Genomic DNA, 12,567 nt, shown 5'->3' with positions numbered 1-12,567 from the left:
CGCCGTCACGTCCTCCGCCGGGAGGAACGGCCCCCGGGCACAACTGAGGACAAACCCCTAGGGGTCCTCGCCCCCCGGCGGGGTCCGGCGTAAGGGGTCGTGAATACCCCCGGCGCGACCCGGCCGGTACCGGCCCCGTTCCCCGTGGCCCTCCCGCCGGGCGACGCGCGGTGAGACAGTGTCCCGGGAAATACATGCATAGGGAAGGAAAATCTGTGGGCGGCACGGACGGCGACACGGCGGCGATATCCGGTCCGGCCGCGGAACCCCCCGACCGCCCCGGAGCCCTGCCCCCCGACCCCGTGGCCGCGTCCCCCGGTCCCGGAGCCACGCCGCCCGGTCCGCCCGCCACGACGCCCGACGGTCCGCCCGACGGGCCGAAGGGCCGCCCCGGCACTCCCCGGGGCCGCCGCCCCGTCGTCGCGGCACTGATGCTCGGCATGGCGCTCGCCGCCATCGACGGCACCATCGTCTCCACCGCCGTACCCCAGATCGTCGGAGACCTCGGCGGGTTCGCGGTCTTCTCCTGGCTCTTCTCCGGCTACCTCCTGGCCGTCACCGTCACCCTCCCCGTGTACGGGAAGCTCTCCGACACCTTCGGCCGCAAGCCCGTCCTGGTCGCCGGGATCATCCTCTTCCTCGTCGGCTCGGTACTCTGCGCCGCCGCCTGGAACATGGCCGCGCTGATCGCCTTCCGCGTCGTGCAGGGCCTCGGCGGCGGCGCCCTCCAGGGCACGGTGCAGACCATCGCCGCCGATCTCTACCCGCTCAAGGAACGCCCCAGGATCCAGGCCAAGCTGTCCACGGTCTGGGCCACTTCGGCCGTCGCCGGCCCGGCGGTCGGCGGGCTGCTCGCCGCGTACGCCGACTGGAGGTGGATCTTCCTGATCAATCTCCCGGTCGGGGGCCTCGCCCTCTGGCTGGTCGTCCGCCACCTCCACGAGCCGTCCCGGCCCCGCCCCGCCACCAGGCCCCGGATCGACTGGGCGGGCGCGCTGGCCGTCTTCGCGACCGGCGTCCTGCTGCTCACGGCGCTGGTCCAGGGCGGCGTCGCCTGGCCCTGGCTCTCCGCACCCTCGCTCGCGCTGTTCGGCACCAGTGCCGTGCTCGCCGCTCTCACCGTCGCCATCGAGCGCCGGGCCGCCGATCCGATCATCCCGGGCTGGGTCTGGCGGCGCCGGACGATCGCCTCGGTCAACCTGGCCCTGGGCGCGATGGGGCTGCTGATGGTCGCACCGACCGTCTTCCTGCCGACGTACGCCCAGTCCGTCCTCGGGCTCGGCCCGATAGCGGCCGGTTTCGTGCTCTCCGTGATGACGCTGAGCTGGCCGGTCTCGGCCGCGTTGTCCAACCGGGTCTACCACCGCATCGGCTTCCGGCTCACCGCGATCATCGGCATGAGCGCCGCCCTGCTGATCCTGCTGGCGTTCCCGTTGCTGCCCTACCCCGGCGCGGCCTGGCAGCCCGCCCTGATCATGCTGCTGCTCGGCGCGGCCCTCGGACTGTTCCAACTCCCGCTGATCGTGGGCGTCCAGTCGACCGTGGGCTGGTCGGAACGCGGTACGACGACGGCGTCCGTCCTCTTCTGCCGCCAGGTGGGCCAGAGCATCGGCGCGGCGCTGTTCGGCGCCGTCGCCAACGGGGTGCTGGCCTCCCGGCTGACCGACGCCCCGGTTCCCGGGCTGACCGGCGACCTGGACGCGATCTCGCACGCCCTGGACGAACCGGGCTCCCTCTCCGCCGCCGCGACGGACCATCTGCGCCGGGCCGTCGACGCGGCGGTCGACCATGTCTACCTCGGCGCCGCCGGAGCGGCAGCGCTCGCCCTGCTCGTACTCGTCCTTCTCGCCCCGCGCCGCTTCCCGATCCTCGACGAAAGCGCCGAAAGCGTCCGTTAGGCAACCAGGAAGTGGACAACCGCCCTTCTGCCAAGGGTATTTAGGCGTACCCCCTCCCCACCCGGGGTACCCGTTAGTAATCTACGCGCATCAACCGGCGCTCCGGCGCCTCCGCTTCAGCCTTGCACGTCCACCCCAAGGGCCCCCAGCCATGCAAGGAAAGGCGCAGTACCCGATGCCGACCAACGACCCGCACCCTCCCCCCTACCAGCACGACTACCTACTGCCCTGGCAGAGTTCGCCACCCGAGCCGGCGCAGTTGCCAGCGGCCCGGCCCCTGTGGCCCGCCCCGTGCGAGGACGCCCCGGCGGCCGGCCCCGGCCAGGCATCCGCCCGGCTCGGCGATCTGCGCCGGCTGCGCGCCGCGTACCGCGTCCTGCGCCGGGTGGCCACCTTCACCGCGCTCAGCTATTTCGTGCTCTTCCTCGTGCTCTCCGCCTACGTTCCCGAGTTGATGACCCGCCGGATGGGCGGGGGCCTCACCCTCGGTCTGCTGATGGGCCTGGGCCAGCTCCCGGTCATCGGGCTCGCGATCCGTGTGTACGAGCGGACCGCCGAACGGACGGTGGACCCGCTCTCGGAGGCGTTGCACGACGACGGCCGCCCCCGTACCGGCGCCCCTGCCCACCGCCGTGCGCATGCCGCACCCACTCCCCGTACACACACCCGTACATCCAACGACCGGGCGGGACGATGAACGGCTTCGACGAGTCCGCGCAGACCATGTCCCTGGTGGCGTTCATCGCCGTGGCCACGGTCGCCCTGCTGCTCTGTGTGATGACCGGCCCGGAACGCGACGACCTCAACACCTTCTACACCGGCTACCGCACGCTCTCCCCGTTGCGCAACGGCCTCGCCATCGCCGGGGACTACCTCTCGGCGGCCACCGTCCTCGGCGCCACCGGCCTCACCGCCCTCACCGGCTACGACGGACTCGTGGTCGCCCTGAGCACCGTGCTCTCGCTGGTCCTGCTGATGTTCCTGCTGGCCGAACCCCTGCGCAACGCGGGCCGGTTCACCATCGGGGACATGCTCACCCGCCGGGCACCGGGCCGCGCGGTCCGCATCACCGCCTGCGCCGCCGCGCTCGCCGCGCTCGTGCCCCTGATGGTCGTCCAGCTCGCGGGCAGCGGAAATCTGCTCGCCTTCATGCTGGGCTTCGACAGCTCCGGATTCCGCACCGGGTCCATCGTCGCGCTCGGCGTCGTGATGATCGCGTACTCGGCGATCGGCGGCATGAAGGGGACCACCCTCATCCAGATCGTGAAGACGGTGGTCCTCCTCGGCGCCTCGCTGCTCGTCTCCGCACTCGTGCTCAACCGTTACGACTGGAGCCTCGGCGCCCTGCTCCAGGCCGCCGTACGCGGCAGCGGGGCCGGGGCGGCGTACCTGCACTCCGGGCTCCAGTTCGACGGCAACGACCTGGACATGATCAGCTCCGAACTGACCCTGGTGCTCGGCGTCGCGTGCCTCCCGCACATCACCATGCGGATGACCAGCGTCAGCAGCGCCCCCGCGGTCCGCCGTTCACTGTCCTGGGCCATCGCCATCGTCGCCGCCATCTGCCTGCTGCTCACCCTCGCCGGCTTCGGCGCGGCGGCGCTCATCGGCCATGCGCAGATCATCGAGGCCGGGGCCCAGGGCAACAGCGCCATCCTCCAGGTCAGCGGCGCGGTCGCGGGCGGCGGCGGCGCCGGTGCGCTGATCGTCACGCTCATGACCACGGCGATCTTCCTCACCCTGCTCGCCTCCGTCGCCGGAATGATCCTGGCCTGCGCGAACTCCCTGGCCCACGACCTGATCGCCCACGGTCTGCGCAGGCCGGGCAAGCCGCCCCTGAAGGAACGCACCGAGATGGGCATCGCCCAGGCCGCGGCCGTCGCCATCGGCCTGCTCACCATCGCCCTCGCCGTCCTCGCCCGGCACTGGAACCTCCAGGCCCTGGTGACGCTCTCCTTCTGCGTCGGCGCCTCGGCCCTGGCCCCGGCGCTCGTCTACAGCATGTTCTGGCGCCGCTTCACCCGCACCGGCCTGCTCTGGACGCTCATCGGCGGCACCCTCAGCGTGCTGGTCCTCTTCACCGGCACCAACCTGATCTCCGGCTCGCCGGACGCGGTGTTCCCGGACGACGACTTCAACTGGTTCCCGTACACGACGACGGGCCTCGTCTCGGTCCCGTTCGGCTTCCTGGCGGGCTGGCTGGGCACCGTGTTCACCCGCCGGGGAACCGAGGAGCAGCGCGAGCAGTACGAGGCGGTGGAGCCCCTGATCCTCGCGGGCACGCCCGGACGGGGGCGGTGAGAAGGGGCGACGAGGGGGCGGCGTGGTCGGCCACGCCGTGGTCGTAGGCGATGGACGTCACGCGCGCTCGCGCCGGAGTACATCCGGTTCGAACACGGCGGCACGGTCATGAACGTGGCGGCGAAGGATCCGCACCCGCGTCATTCCACCCGGGGAGGGCCATCAGCACTCGGGCAGGCCGGGGGCGGGGTCCTGATCCGTGCTCACCTCCCCTGCCGGAACATTGCCCCAGTAGTCCTCGCCCTTGAAGCGAGTCCAATACCAGATGTCGTTGCCTCCCGAGTGGGAGCGGCCATGCCCCCAGCACGAATAGCGGCTGGAGGTACCGGCGAGTGTGTGGACGACCTCGGAATCTTCAGCGCGTTGCCGGTACAGCTTGGTCCCTGGCTTGCCTCCTGTGCAGTACAGGACCTTGAAGCGGACCTCGCACTCGGCGGCCTGGGTGGGCAGGCTGGTGTCCGGCCCGCCATCAGGCGTACTGCGCCCGGACGGTGTTGCGACGGGAGCCACTTTCTGCGGCGCTCCATCGCTGGCCGCGTCGCTCCCGCCGCCCCACGTGAAGGCGGCGGCGTTGACCAACCCGAACACCCCTCCACCGACGGTCGTGATCACAGCTGCGACAAGCGCGACTTTGCCGGCCTCGGTCAGACCGCCGAACCACTCCCGCGCCCGACGCGCGCGCGATGGCTGCCGGGGTAAAGGAACTGGTCCGGAACCCGGGTCAGGGGTCGGGTCCGGGTCGCTGCTCGGAGTCGGCGGAGTTGGCGGAGTTGGCGGAGTTGGCGGAGTTGAGGACAACGAAGCCTCCTGGCCTTTCCCTTGAATGGTTGAGGTCAGGACAATAGAGGACTTCGGGTGATCAATACCACAAAGCAAGGTCAGGGCACATGGCGCCTGTTGACGCCGAAGCGACCTCGACGCAGGCGCCGCCGTTGTTGCTGTACGAGGACGTGAAGCAGTCAGGACTTGTCCGGGCGGTCATGTTGCTCGTTAGGGTGCGAGCGTGTCCAAGACGAGCGTGAGCAACGAGACCAGCAGCATGGTCTGCCTGTGGGTTGAGCCGTGGGGAACCGATCACTGGATGGGTCCGGGTGAAGAGTTCACCGTCGTGACCGAGACGGATCCGGAGCACTCGCCGTTCAACGTGGTCGTGCATGATCAGGGCATTACGGTGTGGGTGAATTCGGGCAGCGACGCCGAGGTCTTCGACAGGAACGGCGACCCTGTGCCGTGTGGGCATCAGAGGCCGGCCGAGGGCGACCACTGAGGCGTGTTCGGCCGTCAGGTTCGGAGCCGGACGACCAGGGTTGCCGCCGTCGCAGCGCCACCCCAGCGTCGCCCAAGTCACAGCCGCACGCCCCGAGTTGCTCCTCCACCACGACGATGTCCTCCACGCCTACCGCAACGGCGCCCCCATCCTGAACCTCCGCCGCACCTGGCACGTGGACTCCACATGGCTCACCGCACAATTCGGCACCTGGGACGAACCCCGCCGCGAACGCTCGACCGCCGCCGTCGCACGAGAACCGGCATCCCGCCCACCCCGGTCACCCCGCTCCTGAAGGACAGGAATCCTCATTCACGCCCGTGCGGGACCGGTGGGAGAGCCGGGCTCGTCCACCGGGGCCAAGAATTTCGGGCGCCGATGTCGAGAACCCGTGTCCCGCTCCGTCCCCGTAGTGAACGCGGCCAGAATGGGCCGCACCACAGCGAGGAGAGACACCATGGCCAAGTACCTGCTGCTCAAGCACTACCGCGGCGCTCCGGCCTCGGTCAACGACGTTCCGATGGACCAGTGGACGCCCGAAGAGGTCTCGGCCCACGTGCGGTACATGAACGACTTCGCGGCCCGGCTGGAAGGAACCGGCGAATACGTCGACAGCCAGGCGCTCGCCCCCGGGGGAACGTTCGTCCGGTACGACGGTGAGGGCCGTCCCCCGGTCACCGACGGCCCCTTCGCCGAGACCAAGGACCTCATCGCCGGCTGGATGGTGATCGACGTCGACAGCTACGAGCGCGCCGTCGAACTGGCCGGGGAACTGTCGGCCGCGCCCGGGGCCGGCGGGAAGCCCATCCACGAGTGGCTCGAACTTCGCCCGTTCCTGACCGCGCAGCCCACCGTCACGGAGTGACCTTCCAGGTGGACGAGGCATCGCTCCGGCGCCTGACGCCGGAGGTGCTCGGGGTCCTCGTCCGCCGCGGAGCCGATTTCGCGGCGGCCGAGGACGCCGTGCAGGACGCGCTGGTCGAGGCGGTCCGCGTCTGGCCCGCCGGACGGCCGCAGGACCCCAAGGGCTGGCTGATCACCGTGGCCTGGCGCCGGTTCCTCGACGCGACCCGGGCGGACAGCGCCCGCCGCCGGCGTGAGGACCGGCTCGACGAGGAGCCGGCGCCCGGCCCCTCGCCCGCGGTGGACGACACGCTCCAGCTCTACTTCCTGTGCGCCCATCCGTCGCTGACACCGTCATCCGCGGTCGCGCTCACGCTGCGCGCCGTGGGCGGGCTGACCACCCGCCAGATCGCCCGCGCCTACCTGGTGCCCGAGGCGACCATGGCGCAGCGCATCAGCCGGGCCAAGCGCACGGTCTCCGGCGTACGGTTCGACCGCCCCGGCGACGTCGCCACCGTGCTGCGCGTCCTCTATCTGGTCTTCAACGAGGGGTACTCCGGCGATATCGACCTCGCCGCCGAGGCCATCCGGCTCACCCGGCAGCTCGCCGCCGTGGTCGACCACCCCGAGGTGGCGGGACTGCTCGCCCTCATGCTGCTCCACCACGCCCGGCGCGCCGCCCGGACCGCGCCGGACGGCGGCCTGGTGCCGCTCGCCGAGCAGGACCGCGGCCGGTGGGACACCGTGTCGATCGCTGAGGGAGTCGGGATCCTTCAGGCGGCCCTGGCCCGGGACCGGCTGGGCGAGTTCCAGGCCCAGGCCGCCATCGCGGCACTGCACGCCGACGCGCCCACCGCCGAGGAGACCGACTGGGTGCAGATCGTGGAGTGGTACGACGAACTCGTGCGCCTGACCGACAACCCGGTCGTCCGGCTCAACCGCGCGGTGGCCGTCGGCGAGGCCGATGGACCGCGCGCCGGTCTGTCGGCGCTCGCGTCACTGGACGACTCGCTGCCCCGCCACAGCGCGGTGGCGGCGTACCTCCACGAGCGTGACGGCGACCCGGAGACGGCGGCGCGGCTGTACGCCGAAGCGGCCCTGAAGGCCCCCAACCTCGCCGAGCGCGACCACCTGACCCGCCAGGCGGCCCGGCTCAACACGCGGCGGCGTGGCTGACGGCTCGCGCGTACGCTCGCTCTCGGGTTCTGCCATCCACCAAGGGGTCGTCGCCGGGGGGTCGGTGGGCCACTGGCCTCCCCAAAGAACCGGGGAAGAAACTACCTCCCTCCCTCCCCTCCCAACTGGTCACCCACAAGGGTGACTTGTTTGCATGCCCGGGGCGGGGCCCGTTACGTTCGGCGAAACAACCTCACACGCAAACGGCCCCCGGCCGGGACGGCAATCCCGATCGAGGGCCTGACCAATCAGGAAGAAGCACCTTCCCCATGGCTGATTCGCAGTCTAATACGCCCCTGCGCGCCGTAGCCGGAGCTCCGACCTCCGGCGTGATCCACGTCCGCACGCGCCTCACGGCCCGCTTCACCGTGATCTCCAACTCCCTTGCGCAGCGCCCCGGCAGCGCCGTCACGGTCGGCGTCGCCGCGTTCATCCTCTCGTTGCCGGACGGCGCCCGGGTGAGCGTCCCCGCGCTGTGCGCGCACTTCACCGAGGGCGAGATCCTGATCTCCCGCGCGCTGCGGGAGCTGGAGGACGCCGGGTACCTGGAGCGGCGCCGGGTTCGCGGGTCCGGCGGGCTGATCGGTACGCGAACGTACTTCCACGACGTGCCCGGCCACACTGACAGCCGGACCGCTGCCCGGACCGCCGACCGGATCGCCCCACCGCCTGTGCCGCCTGTGCCGCCTGAGTCGGAGGGGTGGCCCTCCGAAGAGACGGACGACGAGTCCGTCACCACCCCCGAGGCCGACGCATGCGGGGACCCGACCCCCGCTCCGTACACCCCCGTTGCCCCGCCTCCGCTCGCACTCACCGATGCCGACCCGCAGGCCGTCGCGATCCTGGCCTCGCTGCGTATCGTCGACTCCCGGCTCATCCTGTCCCGGCGCGAAGTGGCCGCGCTCGCCCCCGCCGTCACCGCCTGGCTCGCGCAGGGAATCGGCGCCGAGCAGATCACCGATTCGCTCGCCCTTGATCTGCCCACCCCGCTACGCGCCCGACCGGCCCGCATCCTGGCCTACCGGCTCGGCGAAGCCCCCGTTGCCGTACCCGCCGCACCGGACCTACTGCCCTGGCAGACCTGCGACGGTGGCTGCGAGCGCGCCTTCCGCGCCGCCAGCCCCGGCAACTGTCTCGACTGCGACACCCCGCCCCAGAGCGCGGACCCCGCAGACCCCACAGACCGCGACTCCATCAAAACCGTGCGCGCCGCCATGACCGACCGGGCCGACCGGGCCCACCGGGGCAGGAAGGGCCGCGCCTCCAACAGGGGCACCGCCGTCACCTGAAGGCACCCCCACCGCCCTCAGCCCTCCGCCGCCCCGTCGTCCTCCACCGGCAGCCGGTCCCGCAGAGCGTCCCTGTCGACAGGGACCGGAGGTCACTCGGCTACCCGTCGAGCCAGCTCAGGGGGTCGCTCTCGGCCACCCCTGTCTCCGTACGGCAGGTGAAGGTCAGAGGAACACCCAAGGATGCCAACTCAGCGAGCGCATCAGGCGAAACAAGGATCTCCGATCCCGTCTCCACTGTGCCTGCGATATCCACATGCACCGAGCAACCTTCCCGAATCAGCGCGCGCACATTCTCAAGCCTGGGCCGGATCCGAGCGACCAGCGAGAAGACCTGCTGCTCTAGCGTGCCACCTACGGACTCCCCGAAGCTCCATGCCCAGGAGTCCGGACTTGAGTCGATTCGCGAGGTTTCCGCCAGCGACTGCGCATTCACCCCGAGGGCCGACGCCACGAAATCCACATCAATATCAATCTTGCCGACCATCAGGGTGACGCCGACACCCCGCCAGCTATCGACCGAGCCCATGACAACCCCACTCTTTCATTGGATCAGCGCGCATTCAGGTTCGGCTTGAGGAGCAGGGGAACACCCAGAGAGGCGACCCTCGATACAACGGGAGAGGAGAAGAAGGCACGGGAATCATTGTCCGCAAATCCATGGACAGCCAGGCAGACTTCACATCCCTCCGCCATCATTTCTCGCAGCTGGGGAGCACAATGCTCTGCCAAAAGCAAAATCTCATCCAATTGCTCAGAGAGCTTCCTGGTCGTGCGCTCGTCGCATTGGAGCCGCCACTGACCGTCGATCTCGCCCGGCGGGCCCCAACGATCCTCTCCTGGCGCACGGACCGCAGTCGGCTCCAGCCCCAGACGGGCCGTCACCTCGTCAGGGTCGAGATCGCTCTTCTTCACCACCAGGGACACATCCGTAAGAACCCACTCCGCACCCGCCTGCCCCAAGCCGAAACCCACTGCTCCACCCCATCCTGCTCGTGCCGTTCTTCCCATTATTTGAACTCGCGACATGCGGCCCAGTGAACGTTCCCCATATCTCCCTTGAGGAGATCTGACAGCATCGTACGCTGAGCAACCGTTGTGGAATTTTCGTACACGGTGAAACCACCGGCCCCCTTGGCTTCCGGGGGTGCGAGGGTGTAATTCGGTATACGATCCCCAGGCCCAAAGGTCTCCAAGGCCCCTCCGGGATAAGACCCGCCTTCAATCGCAACTCCATTCAGGCCTGGAATCCTATCACCGTGCGGCACATAGAATGATATTTTCGTTCCTGGCGGAACGACTATCTCGCCGGCCCCCATTTCGATGTATCCATGGCCGGCCAGCACCGTTTCCCCGTCCGAGCGCCCACCCTTCAGCACTCGACTCGCATAATATCGACCGTCCGTATCGGGCCACGATCGCGAAAGAGGCTCTGGTTTACTTTCGACAACAGCCCGACGAACATCTTCAAAATCTGGAAGCGGAGAGCCGGAACCTCTACTCGCCAACCCATCGAGGAGTCTGCTGCTGCGACCGGGAATACTCTCTTTGGGGGATAGTCTCGCGCTTGCTCTGGCTCCGCCGAGCCCCTTCGTGCCGAATAACTCCGGCACCATTCGCCCCAAACCCTCACTCGGGTCACTCTTGAAACTCTCGATCAGTGCGGCCGGGATTCGCTCCGGGTGGGCGGCGGTCGTGACGAGCCCCGCCAGGGTCATGTTGCTGTGCCGCAGGTAGTCGGCCGGGTGGGTCACGTTGTAGGGGTCCAGCGGATTCAGCCCGCGGGCGAAGTTGGCCAGGCCCGCCGTGCCCTTGACCACGCCGCCCACGAAGTGTGTGAATTCCACCGACTGTGCACCTGCGTAGTCTCCTATCCCGGCCAGCGCCGCAGTTGCTGGCGGCGGCTCCGCCGGAGCGTGCTCCATCGCCGCCTCAAGGACACGCTGAACCGACTCGGCGGCCCCGTCGCGCTGGCGCCGTGCCTCGGCCAGGAGCTCCCGGGCCTGCTCGGACAACGCCTCGCCGGAATCGGCACCACGTATCGGCTCCGGTCCAGGATCACGGCCTGCCTTGACTGCCGCGCTGTATGTATCGACCTTCGCCATGTAGGCGTCGTGGGCGCCTTTGGAGATCTTCTCGGCTTGCTTGTACAAGTCGATCGCCTGCTGCGCCTGCGTCTGGGCCCACTCCACGGTGTCCGTGTAATGCAGCAGCGCCTTGCCGGCCGCCTCACAGGCATCCGCCGCTCGCATCCAGTCCGCCGGATGCAGGGCGAATCTCTCCCGGAAGGCATCCGCCGCCGCACCTTTCCAACTACCCGAATCCAGCGCCCGCATCCCCGCGCCAACCCGGTCGAAGGCAGTCTGGAAGTCCGTGAAATGCTTCGCTGACTCCCGGATCGCGGAAGGCGTACCGTGAATGAGCTCATTCGCCTGCTCTGTTTGACCGAGCTGCTGTTCCCGTACCGACGCGCCGAGGCCAGAGGCAACGTCGTCACCCCAATCCTCTGCGCCGTCCGCCCAGTCGTGGGCCCCGACGTAGTCGAGGGCTCCGCCGATCCCATTGGTTGCCTTGTCGACCCCTTCACCGACCAGGCTCTTGGTGGACTCCCAGCCGCCCTCCAACTTCCCCAGGCCTTTGTTGACCAGGCCTCCCCAGTCCGTCATCAGGGATCGCCACGCTCAGTGCCCGGGTCCTGTGCGATGTCCGTGAGCTTGCTCCAGTGCGTGGGCGCAGCGACGTCGCTGTACGTCTCTCTCCAGACGTTCTTGCTCTCGTCCCAGGCCGTCTCGAAAGACTCCCTGCTGTAGTCCGCGTCCCGGACGTGCGTGTACAGATTCTCGGACAGAACCCCTCGCCAATCCTGGCCCACGACGTCCGCCTCGGACGCGTACGGATTTCCCATCGCCGCATTCGTCAGTACCTTGAAACTGCCCTGGATGTACTGATCCTGCTCGTGCATCAAACCCGCTGATAAACCCACATCTGTCGCAAATTTATTACCTTTCTGCACAAGCGACCGGACCCCCCACCCCCAGCGCTCGCAGAAAACACCCAGCGCTGAAGTGAGACCATCGTGGCCCGTCTCAAGCCCCGACAGCTTCAGCGCGGAGAAATTTCCCCCCATACTCGCCGAACCGATCCACCCCAGTTCCTTCAGCTCTCCCAGAGTCTCCGTGATCCCCCGCGCGATCTCATCAAGCGCCAGCTTGGACATGTCGAGGTCCGGCCCTTCGCCGCTCACGCCGCCTCCCCATCGAGCGCCGCAGCGTCCGGCACGATGCCACGTACTGGCGGGAACACCATTCCGTCGGGACCCGCCGCGTTCAGCGCCACCCCACACGGGAAGTCCAGCACCGGAATCACCTCGTCCAGCAGCCGTGCGCCGATCATCCGCCGGTACGGCCACTCCCGCCCGGTCTCGTCCCGCGCCTCCGCGAACCGGAACAGCGCCTCCTCATCCGAGAACGCGCAGATCCAGTACAGGCCACCAAGGTCAGCCGTCCACAGCCCGCCACTCTCATCTCGCGGCACCAAGACCGCCCGGCTGCGGAAGTCCGTCAGCCTCTCCAGTACCGCCTCCCGCGCATCCCGAACCGGATCAACGTCCACGGGCAGCAGAGGCGCTGCGCACGCACCTGCTGTGATGGCTGGCGCTGAAGCCAACCGCGCAGCCGCCTCCGCCCGTAGTTGGCCCCACTCTTCGTCAAACCCCACCCAGAACTCCCCCATCAGTTCTTCGCAGGCCAGCCCTCGCCAGCGACGCCTGGCACGCTCGGGAGGACGAACGTAT

At 69.1% G+C, this 12,567-nt stretch carries 13 protein-coding genes; 7 read left to right on the top strand and 6 right to left on the bottom strand.

Features of this window, described 5'->3' with window-relative positions; genetic code table 11:
• Positions 1–194 precede the first annotated feature (194 nt).
• The 3 genes from ABT170_RS16705 to ABT170_RS16695 all read left to right on the top strand — a co-directional run bounded on the left by ABT170_RS16705 (position 195) and on the right by ABT170_RS16695 (position 4,199).
• Complete coding sequence (locus tag ABT170_RS16705; RefSeq protein ID WP_443034309.1) at positions 195–1,898, top strand: MFS transporter; 1,704 nt, start codon at positions 195–197, stop codon at positions 1,896–1,898.
• 175 nt (positions 1,899–2,073) lie between these two features.
• Positions 2,074–2,595 carry a DUF485 domain-containing protein gene (locus ABT170_RS16700; protein ID WP_351868023.1) on the top strand — a complete coding sequence of 174 codons (522 nt, stop codon included), beginning with the start codon at positions 2,074–2,076 and terminating at the stop codon, positions 2,593–2,595.
• Positions 2,592–4,199 (top strand): sodium/solute symporter, encoded by a 1,608-nt coding sequence (locus ABT170_RS16695; protein WP_329943762.1) that lies wholly within the window; start codon positions 2,592–2,594, stop codon positions 4,197–4,199. The genes ABT170_RS16700 and ABT170_RS16695 overlap by 4 nt, the downstream gene beginning before the upstream one ends.
• A 162-nt stretch (positions 4,200–4,361) precedes the next feature.
• Here the strand turns inward: ABT170_RS16695 and ABT170_RS16690 are convergent, their stop codons facing one another.
• Positions 4,362–4,811 carry a hypothetical protein gene (locus ABT170_RS16690; RefSeq protein WP_329943763.1) on the bottom strand — a complete coding sequence of 150 codons (450 nt, stop codon included), beginning with the start codon at positions 4,809–4,811 and terminating at the stop codon, positions 4,362–4,364.
• Between the two features lie 391 nt (positions 4,812–5,202).
• Here ABT170_RS16690 and ABT170_RS16685 point away from each other — a divergent pair, with 391 nt between their 5' ends.
• From ABT170_RS16685 to ABT170_RS16670, 4 genes are all read left to right on the top strand, one after another.
• A complete protein-coding gene (locus ABT170_RS16685) occupies positions 5,203–5,466 on the top strand; it encodes a hypothetical protein (RefSeq protein ID WP_351868018.1) in 264 nt (87 codons plus the stop codon).
• Between the two features lie 457 nt (positions 5,467–5,923).
• Positions 5,924–6,331: a YciI family protein gene (locus tag ABT170_RS16680; protein WP_329943765.1), complete on the top strand. Its 408-nt coding sequence runs from the start codon at positions 5,924–5,926 to the stop codon at positions 6,329–6,331.
• A gap of 8 nt (positions 6,332–6,339) precedes the next feature.
• On the top strand, positions 6,340–7,485 hold the full coding sequence (locus ABT170_RS16675) for an RNA polymerase sigma factor (RefSeq protein WP_351868184.1): 1,146 nt from the start codon (positions 6,340–6,342) through the stop codon (positions 7,483–7,485).
• A 269-nt stretch (positions 7,486–7,754) separates the two neighbouring features.
• A complete protein-coding gene (locus ABT170_RS16670) occupies positions 7,755–8,774 on the top strand; it encodes a hypothetical protein (protein ID WP_351868015.1) in 1,020 nt (339 codons plus the stop codon).
• 100 nt (positions 8,775–8,874) lie between these two features.
• Here ABT170_RS16670 and ABT170_RS16665 read toward each other — a convergent pair whose 3' ends face one another.
• The 5 genes from ABT170_RS16665 to ABT170_RS16645 all read right to left on the bottom strand — a co-directional run bounded on the left by ABT170_RS16665 (position 8,875) and on the right by ABT170_RS16645 (position 12,386).
• Positions 8,875–9,303, bottom strand: a complete 429-nt coding sequence (locus ABT170_RS16665) for a hypothetical protein (protein ID WP_351868012.1) — start codon at positions 9,301–9,303, stop codon at positions 8,875–8,877.
• Between the two features lie 23 nt (positions 9,304–9,326).
• Positions 9,327–9,692 carry a DUF4279 domain-containing protein gene (locus ABT170_RS16660; protein WP_351868009.1) on the bottom strand — a complete coding sequence of 122 codons (366 nt, stop codon included), beginning with the start codon at positions 9,690–9,692 and terminating at the stop codon, positions 9,327–9,329.
• A 92-nt stretch (positions 9,693–9,784) separates the two neighbouring features.
• Positions 9,785–11,440: a WXG100 family type VII secretion target gene (locus ABT170_RS16655; RefSeq protein ID WP_351868006.1), complete on the bottom strand. Its 1,656-nt coding sequence runs from the start codon at positions 11,438–11,440 to the stop codon at positions 9,785–9,787.
• On the bottom strand, positions 11,440–12,018 hold the full coding sequence (locus ABT170_RS16650) for a hypothetical protein (RefSeq protein ID WP_351868003.1): 579 nt from the start codon (positions 12,016–12,018) through the stop codon (positions 11,440–11,442). The genes ABT170_RS16655 and ABT170_RS16650 overlap by 1 nt, the downstream gene beginning before the upstream one ends.
• Positions 12,015–12,386 (bottom strand): SseB family protein, encoded by a 372-nt coding sequence (locus ABT170_RS16645; RefSeq protein ID WP_351868001.1) that lies wholly within the window; start codon positions 12,384–12,386, stop codon positions 12,015–12,017. Before ABT170_RS16645 ends, ABT170_RS16650 begins: the two co-directional genes overlap by 4 nt.
• Positions 12,387–12,567 lie beyond the last annotated feature (181 nt).

Source organism: Streptomyces sp. NPDC001787 (assembly GCF_040297465.1).
In the GTDB taxonomy this organism is placed as follows: domain Bacteria; phylum Actinomycetota; class Actinomycetes; order Streptomycetales; family Streptomycetaceae; genus Streptomyces.
The sequence above is the reverse complement of the archived record's forward strand: the minus strand, read 5'-3'. Positions and strand labels throughout refer to the sequence as shown.